This is a genomic window from Streptomyces sp. NPDC005863 (genome assembly GCF_042871345.1).
GTDB lineage: Bacteria > Actinomycetota > Actinomycetes > Streptomycetales > Streptomycetaceae > Streptomyces.
In genome coordinates, this window is the sequence record NZ_JBIAII010000002.1 from 793,012 (window position 1) to 810,044 (window position 17,033).

A 17,033-nucleotide genomic window follows, 5' to 3' on the forward strand; every position below is an offset into this window, starting at 1 on the left:
CCGGCGGGGAGCGCCCCCTGCGCCGGCCGGGCCCCCTGCCCCCGCCTCAGTCTTGCGCCTCGACCCCCGAGACCCGGACCAGCAGGGCGAGGAACTGTTCGCGTTCCGCCGCCGAGAGGGGCGCGAGGAGTTCGGCGTTGGCCTGCTCGGCCGCCTCGGCGCACCGCCGCACGGTCCGCCTGCCGCGCGCGGTGATGGTGATCGCGTTCTTGCGGCGGTCCGCGGGGTCGGGTGCGCGTTCGATCAGCCCGTCGGCCTGCAGGTCGTTCAGGACGCCGACCATGTCCTTCGGGTCGAGCGAGACGCTCCGGCCGAGCTCCGCCTGGGCGAGCGGGCCGAGGTCGGCGACGGCGCACAGCACCACGTGGTGCCACATCTTCAGCCCCTCGCGCGCCAGCGCCTCGGCGACCAGGCCGCGGCCTCGGGCGGCCGCGCGGCCGAGCAGCCAGCTGGGGAGGGTGCGGATCGTGCTGGGGGCGGGCGGTGTCGTGGCCATGGGAGCAGCCTAGCCAAGGATCGCGTAATCGTTGGACTTCCCCACGGTTTCCGGTCTACAGTGCGGAGTCGTTGGGAGTCCCAACGGTTTCTGGCGTCTGGAGGTGGTCGGATGCGTCGCGTCCGGTACGAGCGCAGCGGTGGACCCGAGGTCCTGTTCCTGGAGGAGGTCCCCGTCCCCGAACCGGGGCCCGGCGAGCTCCTGGTGCGGGTCGAGGCGGTCGGCGTCACCCTGCCCGTGGTCCGCAAGGTCCGCGGGGAGGGCCCGCCGATCCCGCTCGGCGGAGAGGTCGCCGGTGCGGTCGTCGCGCTCGGCGAGGGCGTCACCGCCTACGCGCCGGGCGACCGGGTGACCGGTCTGGTCTTCGGGCACGGGTACGCCGACCACGCCCTGCTGCACACCACGACGGCCTCCCCCGTGCCCAAGGGCGCGAGCGCCGTCGACGCGGTCGCGCTGGTCCGCTCCGGCCTCGTCGCCCGCGGCGCCCTCGAAGCGGCCCGCCCCGCGCCCGGCGAGTCCGCGCTCGTCACCGCGGCGGCGAGCGGCGTCGGGCACCTCGCCGTGCAGCTGGCCCGGGCGAAGGGCGCGGGCCGGGTCGTGGCCGCCGTGTCGGACGCCGCCAAGGCGGACTTCGTGCGCGGACTCGGCGCCGACGAAGTCGTCACGTACGACCGGGCGGAGTGGGGCGAGCCCGTGGACTACGTCCTGGACGCGGTCGGCGGCGAGCTGCTCACACCCGCCGTCCGCTCCCTCGCCCCGCACGGTCGGCTCGTGGCGTACAGCTCGGGCGGCGGCACGGTGGCCGCGTACGACCTGCTCGTCGGCGCGAAGTCCGTCATCGGGTTCCAGATGGCGCTGATCGCGCGCGGCCGGCCGCGGGTGTACGAGGCGTGGCGGCGCGAGCTGTGGGAACTGCACGCGGCGGGCACGCTGCGGCCCGTGGTGCACGGGGAGTTCGCCCTGGAGGACGCGACAGAGGCGCACGCGGTGATCGAGGCGCGGGCCAACCGGGGCAAGGTCGTCCTGATCCCGTGACGCCTGCTCCTTGTGGGTGGCCGAGAGCCCCACGTAGCGTCTGTGCCACGCACATGGGACGTGGGATGTCAGGATGTCCGCATACGCGATGTCCACATAACCGTACGACCTGACTGACCGTCATCCCGGGTCCGGGACCGGGGCGCCTCGCCCCGGCCCCTCTTCGCCATGAGTCGCCGTCGCCCGAAAGGCGGACCGCACCATGCCATCGAGCCTCCGTGCACGTCTGAGACCGCTCCGCGCCGCCACGGCCCTGCTGACCGCCGTCGCCGTCGGCGCCCTGCTGCCCGCGCCCTCGGCGCGGGCGGCACGGGCGGCGGCCGTGCCGGCACCCGCCTTCGAGCAGCAGGTGCTGTTCAAGGCCTCACAGGATCCCGGCTACGCCTGCTACCGCATCCCCGCCGTGGTGCGGACGGCCAAGGGCACGCTCCTCGCCTTCGCCGAGGGACGGGTGAACAACTGCGGCGACGCGGGCGACATAGACATCGTGGTCAAGCGGTCCCACGACGGCGGCCGGACCTGGGGCCCGCTCCAGGTGGTCACCGAGGGCGCGGGCGACACCCACGGCAACCCCGCCCCCGTCGTGGACCGCAGGACCGGTCGCATCCTCCTCGCCGAGACGCACAACACCGGCCGCACGGACGCGCAGAACTGCACCATCCCCTGCGACCGCACCCCCCACCTGCAGTACAGCGACGACGACGGCCGCAGCTGGTCGGCGCCGCGCGACCTGAGCGACCAGATCCTGCCGAAGGACTGGAACTCGTGGTACGCGACCGGCCCCGTGCACGGGCTGCAGCTCACCCGCGGCCGCCACGCGGGCCGGCTCGTCCTCACCGCCAACACCGAGACGTGGGACGGCAGTCGGGTCACCGCCAACCACGCGGCGCTGGTCGTCAGCGACGACGGCGGCGACCACTGGAGGATCGGTGCCAGGGACTCCTACCCGATACCGGCCGACGGCACCTTCCGGCAGAAGCCGTCCGAGATGACGATCACCGAGCGGCCCGACGGGACGCTCTACGTCAGCGGCCGCGAGCAGGACGGCACGGACCTGGGCCACCGCACGCACACCGTCAGCCACGACGGCGGGAGCTCCTTCGCCGCGCCGTTCCGGGCGATCCCCGATCTGTACACGCCTCAAGTGCAGGGCTCCACACTGCAGTTCGGCAAGCGGATGCTGCTCGCCTGCCCCGCCGACCCCGACCGGCGCCGCACGATGCAGATCCGCTCCTCCTACGACGGCGGCCGCACCTGGGACAGCGTCGACCGCGGCACGACGGTGACCACCGACTGGTCGGGCTACTCCGACCTGGTGCGGGCCGACGGCGCGCACGGGGGGCTGCTGTACGAGGGCGGCGCCGTCGACGCGCGCGACGAGATCCGCTTCGCCCGCTTCACCGAGGAGTGGCTCGCGCCGCGCCGCGGCCCGGACCCGACCACCCCCGACCGGGCGCCGGGCGCCCGTCCCGCGGCGGTGCTGGGCGGGGCGCGCACGACCGAGGGACGGTTCGGCGGAGCGCTCGCCCTGGACGGGACCGACGACGCGGTACGGCTGCCATTTCGGCGCCAACTGCCGCTCGGCACAAGCGACTTCACCGCCTCGCTGTGGTTCCGCTACTCCGCCACGACCGGCGAACAGCCGCTGCTCTGGATGGGCGGCATTGGCACCAACCAGCCGCAGGTGTGGCTGCGCGGCGAGCCCGCAAGCAACCGGGTCACCGGCCTGATCACCACGCGCGAGGGCGCCGCGCCCCCGAGGTCGGCGTCCGTGCGCACCACCGGCGCGTACAACGACGGCCAGTGGCACCATGTCGCCCTGCGCCGCGGCGACGGACGCCTGACGCTCTTCCTGGACGGGGAGCGGGTGGAGGCCCCGGACGTGCCGGGCTCGGTCAGCCGCAACTCCCCCTTCGGCGTGCACATCGGCCAACGCATGGACAGCCGGGCCTACTTCACCGGAACCATCGACGAAGTCCGCGTGTACGACGAGGCGTTGGACGACGACCGGATGGAAGCCCTGCGTACGGAAGGGGCCGCTGTGACACGGGACACCGTGCTCCGGCTCCCCATGGACCACGTGCGCGGCAGCAACTAACGTCCCGGGCGTGTCCGCCCGCGAACGTTCCGCCCCGGGGCCGCGCAGGATCTGGCCGGTCCTGCTGCTGGTTTTGGCCTGCGCGGCCGTGCTGCTCATCGCCCTCCCGGACGACGACCGGGAGGGCGACGCGGCGTGCCGCCCCCGTACGGTGGCCTCCTGGAGCGCCGACGACGCGGCCACCGCGGAGTTCGCACGGTACGGCGACGACACGGCGCGCACCGACGACTGGACCGGCGGCGACGGCACCCACTCGGTGCGGCTGCCGGACGGGCGGGTGCTGTGGCTGTTCTCCGACACCTTCCTCGGCCAGGTCCACGCGCCCCCCAACCCGGTGGGCCAGCCGCACACCTGGCGCGACGCGAACACGCCGATGGTCCGCAACTCCGCGGTGGTGATGTCCCGTTCGGGCACCCTGCAGCGCACCCTCGCCGCGCCGCTCTTCCCCGATCCGGCGCCGCAGCAGTGGCGCTGGCCGGTGGCGGCCCGCGTGGAGCCCCGCTCCCCCGGCGCCGACGAGCGGGTCGTGCGGGTGCTGCTGTGGACCCGGCAGGCGAGCCAGGGCCCGTGGATCTACGGCGTCCCGCTCGCCACGGAGGTCGCCACCCTCTCCCTGCCGGAGCTGCGCGTCGAGTCCGTCGTGAAGGTCTCCGACCAGCAGGCGGTGGCCGACCCGCAGAAGCGGGTCCTGTACGGCACGACGACGGTCGACGACGACGGCTGGACGTACGTCTTCGGCGGCACGGACGCCCAGGCGGCCGCCCGCCCCTCCTCCCACGCCCATGTGGCGCGCGTCCCGCACGGCAGGCTCGCCGACGCCTCGGCATGGGAGTACTGGGACGGCGAGGAGTGGGGGCACGGGGTGACGTCGCGGTCCGTGCTCGGGGACGGCGGGCGCAAGGGGGTGGGCAGCGCGTTCACTGTGGTGCGGGACGACGGCACGTACGTCCTGTTCACCATGGCCGCGGGCACCGAGGGCCTGACCACCGTCGCCTCGTACTGGTCGTGCTCCCCGACCGGCCCCTGGCACGGCCCCGCCAAGGCCTTCGAGGCGCCACTGCCCCGGGACGGCAACCCGCAGCAGGAGACCGCCGCGTACAACCCGCAGGCCCACCCGGCGCTCGGCGGCGACGGCCGGATCGTCCTCAGCTACGACGTCAACTGGCTCAACGCGACGCCCACGACCGCACAGGCCAACGTCACCCGGAACGTGTCGCTGTACCGACCGCGGTTCGTGTCCCTGCGTCTCGCGGCGACTCGCTGACGCACTCCTGGGGATCGCGCGAGCGGCGTTTGGCGATGACCGCGCAGACCATCAGCTGCATCTGGTGGAAGAGCATCAGCGGCAGCACCGCGAGGGAGGCGTCCGCTCCGAACAGGACGCTCGCCATGGGCAGTCCGGCGGCCAGGGACTTCTTCGACCCGGCGAACTGGATCGCGATCCGGTCGGCCCGTCCGAAGCCGAGCCGCTTCGCGCCGTACCAGGTCAGCGTCAGCATCACCGCGAGCAGCACCGCCTCGACGCCGAGCAGCGCGAGCAGCCGCACCGGGTGCACCTGGTGCCAGATGCCCTGCACCATGCCCTCGCTGAACGCGGTGTAGACGACCAGGAGGATCGAGCCGCGGTCGACGTACCCGAGGATCTTCTTGTGGCGCGTGATGAAGCCGCCCACCCAGCGGCGCAGGAACTGCCCGGCGAGGAACGGCACGAGCAACTGCAGCACGATCTTGACGAGCGAGTCGCCCGAGAACCCGCCGCCGCTCTCGCCGAGCAGCGCCGCCGCGAGGAGCGGGGTGAGCAGGATGCCGGCGAGCGAGGAGAAGGAGCCCGCGCAGATCGCGGCAGGGACGTTGCCGCGGGCCATCGAGGTGAAGGCGATGGACGACTGGATCGTCGAGGGCACCAGGGTGAGGAAGAGGAAGCCGCTGAAGAGCGCGGGCGTCAGGACGTACGGGACGAGCCCCTTCGCCGCGAGTCCGAGCAGCGGGAAGACGACGAACGTACAGGCGAGGACCGTGACGTGGAGCCGCCAGTGCTTCAGCCCGTCGAGCGCCTCGCGGGTGGAGAGGCGGGCGCCGTAGAGGAAGAAGAGCAGGGAGACGGCCGCGGTGGAGGCGCCGGAGGCCACATCGGCGGCGGTGTCGCGGGCGGGCAGCAGGGCCGCGAGCCCCACGGTCGCGAGCAACGCCACGATGTAGGGGTCGACCGGCATCCAGGACGGCCACTTCAGGCGTTTCACGGTGCTCCATGTGCTCGGTGCGGGGTGGTACGGGTGGTGCGTGCGGTACGGGTGGTTCGGGTGGCGCTTGGCCGTGCGGGTCGTCGGGGTGCGCCGGGCCCCGTCGGGCGGGCCCTGGGATGCGCCTCGGACGTGCCCCTCCCATGATCCACCCGTCCCGGGTGATCGGGAATCCCGTACACCGCACTGACTGTCATCGCGATGTGTGATGACGGGGTTAGCCTGGTCCGTGTGTACGACCCCTCGCAGCTCCGCACCTTCCTCGCGGTCGCGCAGACGCTGAGCTTCACGCGCGCGGCCCGGCGGCTGAACCTGCGGCAGTCGACCGTCAGCCAGCACGTGCGCCGCCTGGAGGAGGCCGCCGGGCGGCAGCTGTTCACCCGCGACACCCACAGCGTGGAGCTCACCGAGGACGGCGAGGCGATGCTCGGCTTCGCCCGCCGGATCCTGGCCGCGCACGAGCAGGCGGCGGCGTTCTTCACCGGCAGGCGGCTCGGCGGGCGGCTGCGGTTCGGGGCGTCGGAGGACTTCGTCCTGACCCGGCTCACCGACATCCTGGAGTCGTTCCGCCACGACCACCCCGACGTCGACCTGGAGCTGACCGTCGAGCTGTCCGGCACGCTGCACAAGGAACTGGACGCGGGCAGGCTCGACCTGGTGCTGGCCAAGCGGCGTCCGGAGGACTCGCGCGGCGAGCTGGTCTGGCAGGACGACCTGGTCTGGATCGGCTCCGAACGGCTGCGGCTCGACCCCGAGCGCCCGGTGCCGCTGATCGTCTATCCCCCGCCGGGCATCACCCGCGCCCTCGCCTTCGAGGCCCTTGAGCGGCGGGGCCGCGCGTGGCGGGTGGCCTGTACGAGCGGCAGCCTCAACGGCCTGGTGGCGGCGGCCCGCGCCGGCCTCGGCGTGATGGCGCACTCCCGGGGCCTTATCCCGCCGGGCCTCGTCCGCGTCCCGGACCGGGCGGGGCTGCCGGAGCTGGGCTCGGTCGACTTCGTGCTGCTGCACGGCGAGCGGCGGGCCTCCGCGCAGGAGGCCGCGGACGCGCTGGCGGCGGCGATCCTCGCGGGCGGCGACCGGCTGCACCGGGGCGGCCGCTAGCGAGCAGCGCAGCGCGTCGGGCGCCGCGGGACCCGTCGCCGCACCAGGCCCACCCCAGAGCTCTAGCGCAGGGGTCGCGGGTAGGTGAGCTCCTTGAAGCGGCGCAGATACGGCGCCGACTCGACGTGCCGTACGCCGTCGAGCGTCCCGAGGCCTCCGCTCAGATAGGCGTAGAGCTCCGCGGTGTCGCGGGTCAGGACGCTCGCCATCAGGTTGGCGGTGCCGGTGATCGCGGAGACGTGGGCGGTCTCGGGGTGTTCGGCCATCGCCCGGCCCACCGCGTCCAGGGCGCCGGGCGCGACCGTGATCCACAGCATGGTGGCCGTGGTGAACCCGAACCGCGCGGTGTCGTACTCGACGTCGATGTAGAGGGCGCCCGAACCGAGCAGCGCGGCGATGCGGCGCTTCACCGCGGACTCGGAGCGGCCCGTGCTGCGCTGCAGTTCGGGGTAGGAGGCGCGGCCGTCCGCCTTCAGAGCCGCGACCAAGGGCTCGTCGTCGGGTGCGATGCGGACCGGGCCCGTCGTCTCCGGGGGCACGAAGGCACGCAGCGCGGCGACCTGGTCCGCGGCGAGCGGCCGGTGCTTGCCGATCCAGCCGGTGCGGCCGCCGTAGAAGCGGTGCAGCAGCTGGTGGGCGGTGACCTCGATGAGCTTGCGGCTGCGCAGGAGTTTGCCGAAGAGCAGGTCGTCGTAGTCGCCCGCGGTGCGCGGCAGCGTCAGACAGACCACTTCGGTGCCGGCCGATGTGAGGTGGACCCACGCGGTGTCGGGCCTGCGGGCCAGCGCCGCCGCGACGGCCTCCGCGCCGTCGGGCGCGCAGCGCAGCCGCAGCATCCACTCGTCGCGGCCGAGCCGCCGGGTGTCGCGTACGCCGATGACGCGCAGCCCCGCCTCGGCGCGCAGCCGGCGGTAGCGCCGGGCCACCGTCTGGTCGGAGACGCCGAGGACATCGGCGATACGGCTGAAGGGGGCCCGCCCGTCGACCTCAAGGGCGTGCAACAGCTTCCGGTCCAGCTCGTCGAAGGCGTCGGATTCCACCGGCGAACTCCCTCCCCATGTCGAATCCGCCCGCCCGCCCGTGCACTGGCACCGGGATCGTCCGGCGGCTGCCTCATCGTACGACGAGGGCCACCGGGACCCGGATCGGCCGCGAGACGGAGGAGACGAGAGATGCGTACATGGGGGCCGCTGACCGCGGTGTCGCTGGGAACGTTCATGCTGCTGCTGGACGTGTCGATCGTGATCGTGGCGCTGCCCGACATGGCGCGGGCCCTGGACGCCTCGCTGAGCGATCTGCAGTGGGTCATCGACGGTTACGCGCTGGCGCTGGCCGCGCTGCTGCTCGGGGTCGGCGCCGCCGCCGACGTGCTCGGCAGGCGGCGGCTGAACGTGCTCGGCACCGCGCTCTTCGCGGTGGCCTCGCTCGCGTGCGGGCTCGCCTCGGACGCCCAACTGCTCGTGGCGGCCCGCGCCGTGCAGGGCCTGGGCGCCGCCGCGATGCTCGCGACGACGCTGCCGCTGCTCGGCGCCGCCTACCAGGGGCGCGCCCGGTCGACCGCGCTCGGGGTGTGGGGCGCGGTGAGCGGGGCGTCGGCCGCGCTCGGCCCCGTCGTGGGCGGGCTGCTCACCCAGGGACCCGGCTGGCGCTGGATCTTCTTCGTGAACCTGCCGGTGAGCGTGGTGTCGATAGCGCTGACGCTGCGCGTGGTGCCGGAGTCGAAGGCGCCCGCGGGGCGGCGGGTCGACTGGGCGGGCACGGCGGCGTTCGCGTGCTTCGCGGGGGCGGGTACGTACGGGGTGCTGCGCGGCGGGGCGCAGGGCTGGGCGTCGGCGGCCACGGGTGCGTCCTTCGCGCTCTCCGCGCTCGCGCTGCTCTGCTTCGTCCTGGTCGAACGGCGCGTCGCGCAGCCGCTCCTCGACCTGCGGCTGCTGCGGAAGCCCGCCTTCGCCGGGGTGCTGATCGGCGCCGTCGGCTACAACGGGGCGGCCTTCGGTGTCGTGCCGTATCTGTCCCTCTGGCTGCAGACCGTGCTCGGCATGAGTCCGGTGCGCGGCAGTCTGGTGCTGCTTCCGCTCGCCGTGACGTCGTTCGTGGTGGCCCTGCTCGCCGGGCGGCTGCTGCACGGGGCCCCGCCGCGTCTGGTCATCGGGGTCGGGCTGCTGCTGATCGGTGCGGGCGGGCTGGCCATGGCGGTGCTCGACGCCGGGTCGTCCTGGGCGGCGCTCGCACCGGGGCTCACGGTCACGGGGGTCGGCGCGGGGCTGGTCGCGCCGGGGCTCGCCGGGGCCGCGCTCGCCGCGGTGCCGCCCTCGAACGCCGGGATGGCGGGCGGCGCGGTCAACACCTTCCGCCAGCTCGGCTACGCGGTCGGGGTGGCCCTGTTCGGCACGGTGCTCACCTCTCGTATGGAGGACTCGCTCGGCCGCTCGGCGGCGCACACCGCAGCGGGTGGCGGCGCATCGGCCCTACACGGCACGGTGTCCGAGCACGCGGTGCGCGCGGCCTTCGCATCGGGCCTCAACGGCGCGTCGCTGGCGGCGGGGGCGGCGGGTTTGGTCGCGGGCGCCCTGGTGCTCGTACTGGTACGGACGCCGCGGCGCCCGGAAGGCACGGGTTCGGCCCGACCGTCGGACCGCCCCGCGGCCGATGCCGTCTCGTCGCCGCCCATCGACGCGGCCCGTACCGCATCTTGACGGGCCGCACCGGTCCCCGCGCCGCGCGAGCCCGTGAGGGACGGGAGCGGGCTCGTGGGCTCTGAGTGCGGGGCTGCGTCATCCTCCGCGGAAAGCACGGGCGGAAAGCCCGCGGGAATTATCGGCCAAGGACCAGATCCCGCACGACTTCAGTTTCCGTTTCCAGCACAACGAGACGCCGAACGTCGGCCCGAACCCCGAGGACATCGTCGACCTGCCCACCCGGGTGTCACCGGAGACCGTCACCATCGACAACACCGAATACGCGGTGGTCATCACGGGATTCAAGCAGGGCGGCCAGATCGTCACGCGTTTCATCCGTCCCGAGAACGCCGCCAACAGCGCGGACCTCGTCGCCGTGCCGGCCCGCACCGGGCTGCCGGACGTCCACATCACCACCGTGCGGTTCAAGGGCGAGGTGAAGCGCTCACAGGCCGACGAGTACGTGGAGGTCGTCAACCGCGGCACCGCGCCCGCCGACATCTCCGGCTGGGTGCTCGGCGCGGACGACGCGGGGCAGAACTTCACCTTCCCCGCGGGCACGACGCTGCTGCCCGGCGCCCGCATCCGCATCTACACCGACCAGAGCCACCCGGAGTGGGGCGGCTTCTCGTACGGCAGCGGACGCCCCATCTGGAACGACCGGGGTGACGCGGCCAGGCTGCGCGACACCGGCGGCACACTCATCTCCGAGTACGCCTACGGGTCGGCCGCGTCCACTCCCTGAGCCGCGCCCTGCCCCGTCCCGATCGTGCCCCCGTCCCGCTCGCGCGGGTCAGTGGAGGGTGGGCCGGTAGATGAGCTCCTGGATGTAGCCGTCGAGCGTCCGGCTCTCCAGGAGTTCCAGGTCGAAGTCGTCCGCGCCCCGGAAGATGGGGGCGAGGCCGGTGCGGCCGGTGACGACGGGGAAGACGGTCACCTGCAGGCGGTCGACCAGGCCCGCGGCCATCAGCGCCCGGTTCATCGACAGGCTGCCGTGCGAGCGCAACGGCACGGCGGACTCCTTCTTGAGCCGGGCGACGACGTCGACGGCGTCCCCGCTCGCCACGGTCGCGTCCGGCCAGTCGAGCGGGCCCTCCAGCGTCGTCGACACCACGGTCGCCGGCAGATTCACCATCCGGGTGACCCACGGGTCGCGCACCTCGGACTCCTCGGTGGCCGCCCCCAGCATCTGCACGAACTCCCGGTAGGTACGGGCACCGAAGACCATCCGCTGCTCCGCGCCGTACTGCGAGAGGCGGTGGTCGAGCAGCTCGGGGCCCTGCTTGCCCCAGTAGCCGGTCCAGTCGCCCTCGGCGGAGCCGTAGCCGTCGAGGCTGGAAAAGACATCGAAGGTGTAGGTGGCGGCCATGGTGTTCTCCTCGGGGCCTCGGGGCGGCGGCTGCGGCGGGTTCGGACGATCGCTTCGGCGATTCAGCGATCCATCGACTCAGCGATCGTCACCCCTGTAGACCCGGCGCGCCCGCGGAACTCATCGCCGCGCCCCCCTCAGAGCGCGGACCCCACCGGCGCGCTCCCCGCCGCGTTGCCCGCCCACACCCGTGGCGTCCGGCCCGTCCACGGGCTCGCCTGTTCGAGCTGCCCGGCGAGGCGGAAGAGAAGCCCTTCGCGCCCGAAGCCCGCGGCGAACTGCGCGCCGACCGGGAGCCCGGTTGCGGCGTCGGCCGTCACGGGCACGGACATGGCGGGCGTGCCCGCCACATTGAACGCCGCGGAGAACGGCGCGTGGTCGAAGAGCCCGCGCAGCCAGCCGAAGCCGTCCAGCGCCTCCGCCCCGCGCACCGGCGTGCCCAGCGAGCCCAACGGCGCCGGGAGCTCCGGCAGGGTCGGCGTGAGCAGCACGTCGTAGGCGGCGAAGGACCGCGCGAGGCTTCGGGCGACGCGGTTGCGGACCGCGAGGGCGGTGACGAACTCGGCGCCGGTGATCCGCTGCCCGTACCGGTAGCCGGCGAGGGTGGCCGGCTCCAGGGTCGACAGGTCGACGGGCCGGTCGAAGGCGGCGGCAAGCCCGTCGACCGTCGCGGTGAGGTGGGCCGTCCACTGCCGGGCGTTGGCCAGGACGAACTCCTCCCAGTCGACGCCGAGTTCGACCTCGGCCTCCGTCACCCGGTGGCCGAGGGATTCGAGGAGGGCGACGGTGCGGGCGAGGGCGTCGGCCACCGGCGCGGTGGTGCGCCGCCCGCCCCACGGCTGTCCGAGGACGCCGATCCGCAGCCGGCCCGGGTCGCGGGTGACTTCCTCCGCGTACGGGCGGGGCGGCTCGGCGGCGAAGTAGGGGTCGCCCGGTTCCGGGCCGCGCACCGCGTCGAGCAGGACCGCGCTGTCGCGCACCGTACGGCTGACGCAGCCCTGCACCGCGAGGCCGCCCAAGACCTCGTCGGCGTCGGGGCCGACGGAGACCCGGCCGCGGGTGGGCTTCAGGGCGAACAGGCCGGTGCAGGCGGCGGGGATGCGCAGCGATCCGGCGGCGTCGGTGCCGTGGGCGACCGGCACCACCCCGGCGGCGACCGCCGCGGCGGCGCCCCCGCTGGAGCCGCCGGCGCTGCGGTCCGGGTCCCACGGATTGCGGGTCGGGCCGTGCAACGCCGGTTCGGTGGTGATGCCGTACGCCATCTCCGGTGTCGTGGTGCGGCCGAACGTCACGAGGCCGGCGCGGCGGAAGCGCCGCATCAGGAAGGAGTCGGCGCGGGCGACGTGGCCGGCCGCGAGACGGCTGCCGAGCTCCATGCGCCGGCCGGCCATCGTGACGCCTATGTCCTTGATCAGGAACGGGACCCCGGCCAGCGGAGCGCTGCCCGGCTCCGGTCGGTCGTCGCTGGGCCAGGTCTCCACGATCGCGTTGATCAGCGGATCGACCGCCTGCGCGGCCTCACGGGCGACCGCCTCGACCTCGGCGGGGCTCACCTCGCCCGCGGCGACCAGCTCGGCGAGCCCGACCGCGTCGTGGTTCACGTATTCGGCAATTCTCACTGTCTCTCCCAGGGGTGGGGGCGATATCGGACGCGCACCTGTCGATACCGTTGAGTACCCGATGATACCGATCGGTATCGAGCAGCACGGACTGGTACCGTAGCACCGCGCCGAGGACCTAAGAGCAGAGAGCCCCGGAGCGGACGGACGGTACGGAGGACTCATGGCGACGACCGCCGGAAGGCCGAGCAGAGTGGCGAAGCTGCCCCCGCGCGAGCGGATCCTCGACGCGGCCGAGGAGCTCTTCCAGGGCGAGGGCATCCGGCGGGTGGGCGTCCAGGCGATCGCCGAGAAGGCCGAGACCACCAAGATGGCGATCTACCGGCACTTCGAGACCAAGGACGCCCTCGTCGCGGAGTGGCTGCGCATTCTCGCCGCCGACTACCAGGCGGCCTTCGACCGCGTCGAGGCCGAACACCCCGGCCGCCCCGAGGAGCAGATCCTGGGTCTGGCCCGCTTCATCGCGGAGGGGCTGCCCGGCATCTCGTACCGGGGCTGCCCCTTCATCAACTCCCTGGCCGAGCTGCCCGACCGCGCCCACCCGGCCCGGCAGGTGATCGAGCGGCACAAGGCGCTCCAGACCCGCAGACTGCTCGCCATGTGCGCCGCGGCCGGGCTCCCGGACCCCGGACAGGCCGCCGCCGAGATCACCTTCGCGCTCGAAGGTGCGCAGGTCAGCACGCAGAACGGCAGCGTCGACCGGGTCGGCGAGCGGCTGATGACGATCGTCGAGGGCATCGTGGCCCGCCATCGCGGGCGATGAATCGGCACAAGTTCCCCACCTGCTCCCCGTCCAAGGAGCCGTGACGGAGGGCCGTTCACCAGGCGTCCGGTGGGCTCGCGCCGTCGCGTCGCTTCGCGAAGTCCCAGGTGGGAGTGGAAGCGCGGCAGCACGGGCACGTACATGATCTTGTGCGGGTGAGCGGGTCGGAAAGATCGTCCGATGCGAACGAATCTGTGTGCTGCGTACAGATTCGGTGGAGATTACGCCCCCGAAACTTACTCCACCGTAAGTAAGTTGTCCGGCCCTTCCCCTTGTGGCCGCATTTCCACCGGCTGACCAGTGCCGACGGTCCGTACCGGCGCCTTTTGGACCCCCTCCCGAAGGCAGGCGGCGTGGGGTACCGTCACGGCGCTGTGCGGAGCGCCACAAGGAGCATCATTGCGCGAGTTCTCGAATCCTCCGATGGCGTCGGCGCCGCTGGTGGGCGGCCTTGCCGACGCCGTGTTCGACCATGCCGTCGAGGACCCGTCGCGCGTCGCGTTCGGCCGCAAGACCGACGGACGCTGGACCGACGTCACCGCGGCGGAGTTCCGCGACGAGGTGCTCGCGCTGGCCAAGGGCCTGATCGCCCAGGGGGTGCGGTTCGGCGACCGCGTCGCCATCATGTCCCGCACCCGCTACGAGTGGACGCTCTTCGACTTCGCGCTGTGGACCATCGGCGCCCAGGTGGTGCCGATCTATCCGACGTCCTCGGCCGAGCAGGTCTTCTGGATGCTGCACGACGCGCAGGTGTCGGCCGCGATGGTCGAGCACGAGGACCACGCGATGACGATCGGTTCGGTCATCGACCGGCTCCCCCAGCTGCGCAAGCTCTGGCAGCTCGACGCCGACGCGGTGGGTGAGCTGGGCGCCGCGGGCCGCGACATCGACGACGAGGTGGTGCACCGCCACCGCCGCGCCGTCACGCCCGACTCGATCGCCACGATCATCTACACGTCCGGCACCACGGGCCGCCCCAAGGGCTGTCTGATCTCGCACGCGAACTTCATGTTCGAGGCGGACGTGATGGTCTCGCGCTGGGAGCCGGTCTTCCACTCCAAGCGCGACAGCGAGGCGACCACGCTGCTCTTCCTGCCGCTCGCCCACGTCTTCGGCCGCATGGTGCAGATCGCCGCGGTGCGCGGCCGGGTCAAGATGGGGCACCAGCCCAACCTCAACGCGGCGGCGCTGCTCCCCGATCTCGCCGCCTTCCGGCCCACGTTCATCCTGGCCGTGCCGTACATCTTCGAGAAGGTCTTCAACGCGGCGCGGCGCAAGGCGGAGAAGGACGGCAAGGCAGGCCCGTTCGACAAGGCCGTGGAGTGCGCGGTGCGGTACGCGGACGCGCTGGAGGCCAAGGCCTTCGGGACGGGTTCCGGCCCGGCGGCGGGGCTGCGCATGCAGCACCAGCTCTTCGAGAAGCTCGTCTACTCCAAGGTCCGCGAGGCGATGGGCGGCCGGGTGCGGCACGCGATGTCCGGCGGTTCCGGGATGGACCGCAGGCTCGGTCTGTTCTTCGCGGGCGCCGGGGTGACGATCTACGAGGGGTACGGCCTGACGGAGTCGACGGCCGCCGCCACCGCCAACCCGCCCGAGCGCACCCGCTACGGCACGGTCGGCCAGGCCATCCCCGGCGTGAGCGTGCACATCGCGGAGGACGGCGAGGTCTGGCTGTACGGCGGCAACGTCTTCCAGGGCTACCTCAACGACCCCAAGTCCACCGACGCGACCCTGCACGACGGCTGGCTCGCCACCGGTGACCTGGGCGCGCTCGACGAGGACGGCTATCTGACGATCACCGGGCGCAAGAAGGAGATCCTGGTGACGTCCGGCGGCAAGAGCGTCTCGCCGGCCCAGCTGGAGGAGCGGGTGCGCGACCATCCGCTGGTCGCGCAGTGCGTCGTCGTGGGCAACGACCGGCCCTACATCGCGGCGCTCGTCACGCTGGACTCCGAGGCCGTGGAGCACTGGCTGACCATGCGCCGCAAGCCGATGATGGCGCCGGGCGACCTGGTGCGCGACCCCGACCTGGAGACCGAGGTGCGGCGGGCCGTCGTCGCCGCCAACACGCTGGTGTCCCAGGCCGAGTCGATCCGTACGTTCCGCATACTGGCGCACCAGTTCACCGAGGAGCACGGCCTGCTGACGCCGTCGCTGAAGCTGAAGCGCAAGGCGATCGAGACGGTGTACTCGACGGAGGTCGAGGCGCTCTACCGCAGCTAGGCACGGCCGCGCCGATACGGATCCCGGACCCGGCACCACTTCTGACGGGCCATCAACTGACGCTGCGCCAGTTATTGACGGTTCGTCAGGTCACGCACAGAATCAGCCCCACGTCGACTTCAGGGGGGCTCGACCGTGTCGCGATCGATCCGCACCATCACGGCCGTCGCCGCGGCCCTGCTGCTCGCCACCGCCTGCAACTCCGCATCCGACAGCGGCGGTTCGGGCGGCGACGGCGGGGGAAAGGGCGGCAGTTCGGCGCGCGGAGTGACCGACGACTACATCAAGGTCGGCGGGATCGTCTCCATGACGACCGCCAGCGGCTACAGCAAGAAGGACACCGACCTCGGTGCGAAGGCCCGCTTCGACCGCGCCAACGCCGATGGCGGCGTGCACGGGCGCAAGATCGACTACCTCGGTGCGGAGGACGACGGCCAGGATCCGGGCAGGAACCTGGCGGCGGCCCGCAAGCTCGTGCAGCGGGAGAAGGTGTTCGCGATCGCGCCGATGAGCTCCGTGACCTTCTCCGGGGCCGACTTCCTGCAGAAGCAGAAGGTCCCCACGTTCGGCTGGGGCACCATCCCGCCGTTCTGCGGCCCGACGTACCTGTACGGCTTCGGCGGCTGCATGGTGCCGATGCCCGGCGGCACCATCACACAGAGCTGGCCCGAGGGCCTGAAGAAGGTCACGGGCGGCGCCAAGGGCAAGTCGGTGGCCATCCTCGCCAACGACAACGACGCGGGCACCTTCGCCATCCGCACCTACAAGCAGAGCTTCGCGGCGGCCGGTTACGAGGTGACGTACGCCAAGTCGACGGTGCCCGCCACCTCGGTGCCGAGCGACTGGTCGGCGTACACCAAGGAGATCCTGCGGTCCGACGGCGGCAAGGCGCCGGACGCCGTCGTCTCCGTCATGCAGACCCCGTACAACATCGGCCTGTTCACGTCCGTCAAGCGTGCGGGCTTCCGCGGTGTCCTCACCGACCCGACCGACTACGACCCGGGCCTGCTCACCAAGAGCGCGACGAAGAAGGCACTGGACGGCGTGCACATCCTGCTCTCCTTCCAGCCGTTCGAGCAGGACGGCGCGGACATGCGGAGGTTCAAGGCGGACATCAGGAAGGCGGCGGGCAAGGACGTGCCGCTCAACATGCACATGATGACCGGCTACATGTCGGCCGACCTCTTCCTCGCCATCGCCGACAAGGCCGGCAAGAACCTCACCGTCGACTCCTTCCAGCAGGCCGCCGACGGCTACTCCGACCGCGACACCATGGTCGGCGACCGCCGCTTCCCCGAGGGGCGCAAGGAGTCCTTCGGGTGCGGCGCCCTGGTCCAGTTGAAGGACGGGAAGTACACGGTGACGTCACCGTTCGAGTGCTACGAACCGATCCCCTTCAAGTAGCGGCGGG

General features: G+C 72.7%; 14 protein-coding genes. 9 read left to right on the forward strand and 5 right to left on the reverse strand.

What is annotated here, in order from left to right; all coding sequences use genetic code 11:
• Positions 1–46: 46 nt before the first annotated feature.
• Positions 47–496 (reverse strand): MarR family transcriptional regulator, encoded by a 450-nt coding sequence (locus ACFYO9_RS09450; protein WP_355817128.1) that lies wholly within the window; start codon positions 494–496, stop codon positions 47–49.
• Positions 497–607: 111 nt separating this feature from the next.
• On the opposite strand from ACFYO9_RS09450, the gene ACFYO9_RS09455 reads away from it, so the two are divergent.
• The 3 genes from ACFYO9_RS09455 to ACFYO9_RS09465 all read left to right on the forward strand — a co-directional run bounded on the left by ACFYO9_RS09455 (position 608) and on the right by ACFYO9_RS09465 (position 4,893).
• Positions 608–1,531 (forward strand): zinc-binding dehydrogenase, encoded by a 924-nt coding sequence (locus ACFYO9_RS09455; RefSeq protein ID WP_358776638.1) that lies wholly within the window; start codon positions 608–610, stop codon positions 1,529–1,531.
• Positions 1,532–1,733: 202 nt separating this feature from the next.
• Positions 1,734–3,629, forward strand: coding sequence for a sialidase family protein (locus ACFYO9_RS09460; RefSeq protein WP_358776639.1), 1,896 nt, complete (start codon positions 1,734–1,736; stop codon positions 3,627–3,629).
• Positions 3,630–3,639: 10 nt separating this feature from the next.
• Positions 3,640–4,893 (forward strand): DUF4185 domain-containing protein, encoded by a 1,254-nt coding sequence (locus ACFYO9_RS09465; RefSeq protein WP_358776640.1) that lies wholly within the window; start codon positions 3,640–3,642, stop codon positions 4,891–4,893.
• Here ACFYO9_RS09465 and ACFYO9_RS09470 read toward each other — a convergent pair.
• Entirely contained in the window at positions 4,829–5,842 is a 1,014-nt protein-coding gene (locus ACFYO9_RS09470) for a bile acid:sodium symporter family protein (RefSeq protein ID WP_358776695.1), read from the reverse strand. The genes ACFYO9_RS09465 and ACFYO9_RS09470 overlap by 65 nt on opposite strands.
• A 258-nt stretch (positions 5,843–6,100) precedes the next feature.
• On the opposite strand from ACFYO9_RS09470, the gene ACFYO9_RS09475 reads away from it, so the two are divergent.
• Positions 6,101–6,970: a LysR substrate-binding domain-containing protein gene (locus tag ACFYO9_RS09475; protein WP_358776641.1), complete on the forward strand. Its 870-nt coding sequence runs from the start codon at positions 6,101–6,103 to the stop codon at positions 6,968–6,970.
• A gap of 62 nt (positions 6,971–7,032) precedes the next feature.
• Here ACFYO9_RS09475 and ACFYO9_RS09480 read toward each other — a convergent pair whose 3' ends face one another.
• Entirely contained in the window at positions 7,033–8,010 is a 978-nt protein-coding gene (locus tag ACFYO9_RS09480) for an AsnC family transcriptional regulator (RefSeq protein ID WP_358776642.1), read from the reverse strand.
• A 132-nt stretch (positions 8,011–8,142) separates the two neighbouring features.
• Between ACFYO9_RS09480 and ACFYO9_RS09485 the strand changes: the two genes are divergently transcribed.
• Together ACFYO9_RS09485 and ACFYO9_RS09490 are read left to right on the forward strand one after the other, a co-directional pair.
• Complete coding sequence (locus tag ACFYO9_RS09485; protein WP_358776643.1) at positions 8,143–9,666, forward strand: MFS transporter; 1,524 nt, start codon at positions 8,143–8,145, stop codon at positions 9,664–9,666.
• Between the two features lie 136 nt (positions 9,667–9,802).
• On the forward strand, positions 9,803–10,393 hold the full coding sequence (locus tag ACFYO9_RS09490) for a lamin tail domain-containing protein (RefSeq protein WP_358776696.1): 591 nt from the start codon (positions 9,803–9,805) through the stop codon (positions 10,391–10,393).
• Between the two features lie 48 nt (positions 10,394–10,441).
• On the opposite strand, the gene ACFYO9_RS09495 is transcribed toward ACFYO9_RS09490, so the two are convergent.
• Positions 10,442–11,017 carry a dihydrofolate reductase family protein gene (locus ACFYO9_RS09495; protein WP_355817146.1) on the reverse strand — a complete coding sequence of 192 codons (576 nt, stop codon included), beginning with the start codon at positions 11,015–11,017 and terminating at the stop codon, positions 10,442–10,444.
• A 137-nt stretch (positions 11,018–11,154) separates the two neighbouring features.
• Complete coding sequence (locus ACFYO9_RS09500) at positions 11,155–12,636, reverse strand: amidase (RefSeq protein ID WP_358776644.1); 1,482 nt, start codon at positions 12,634–12,636, stop codon at positions 11,155–11,157.
• A 163-nt stretch (positions 12,637–12,799) separates the two neighbouring features.
• On the opposite strand from ACFYO9_RS09500, the gene ACFYO9_RS09505 reads away from it, so the two are divergent.
• The 3 genes from ACFYO9_RS09505 to ACFYO9_RS09515 all read left to right on the forward strand — a co-directional run bounded on the left by ACFYO9_RS09505 (position 12,800) and on the right by ACFYO9_RS09515 (position 17,026).
• The gene (locus ACFYO9_RS09505; protein ID WP_358776645.1) at positions 12,800–13,399 is read left to right on the forward strand and encodes a helix-turn-helix domain-containing protein; all 600 of its coding nucleotides are present in this window, start codon (positions 12,800–12,802) and stop codon (positions 13,397–13,399) included.
• A 399-nt stretch (positions 13,400–13,798) separates the two neighbouring features.
• Positions 13,799–15,622, forward strand: a complete 1,824-nt coding sequence (locus ACFYO9_RS09510; RefSeq protein ID WP_358776646.1) for an AMP-binding protein — start codon at positions 13,799–13,801, stop codon at positions 15,620–15,622.
• Positions 15,623–15,757: 135 nt separating this feature from the next.
• The gene (locus ACFYO9_RS09515; protein ID WP_358776647.1) at positions 15,758–17,026 is read left to right on the forward strand and encodes an ABC transporter substrate-binding protein; all 1,269 of its coding nucleotides are present in this window, start codon (positions 15,758–15,760) and stop codon (positions 17,024–17,026) included.
• The last annotated feature ends 7 nt before the right edge of the window (positions 17,027–17,033 follow it).

Coding starts and splice junctions, on each gene's coding strand:
- ACFYO9_RS09450 (WP_355817128.1), bottom strand. CDS start 496: ATGGCCACGACACCGCCCGCCCCCAGCACGATCCGCACCCTCCCCAGC.
- ACFYO9_RS09455 (WP_358776638.1), top strand. CDS start 608: ATGCGTCGCGTCCGGTACGAGCGCAGCGGTGGACCCGAGGTCCTGTTC.
- ACFYO9_RS09460 (WP_358776639.1), top strand. CDS start 1,734: ATGCCATCGAGCCTCCGTGCACGTCTGAGACCGCTCCGCGCCGCCACG.
- ACFYO9_RS09470 (WP_358776695.1), bottom strand. CDS start 5,842: ATGCCGGTCGACCCCTACATCGTGGCGTTGCTCGCGACCGTGGGGCTC.
- ACFYO9_RS09485 (WP_358776643.1), top strand. CDS start 8,143: ATGCGTACATGGGGGCCGCTGACCGCGGTGTCGCTGGGAACGTTCATG.
- ACFYO9_RS09495 (WP_355817146.1), bottom strand. CDS start 11,017: ATGGCCGCCACCTACACCTTCGATGTCTTTTCCAGCCTCGACGGCTAC.
- ACFYO9_RS09505 (WP_358776645.1), top strand. CDS start 12,800: ATGGCGACGACCGCCGGAAGGCCGAGCAGAGTGGCGAAGCTGCCCCCG.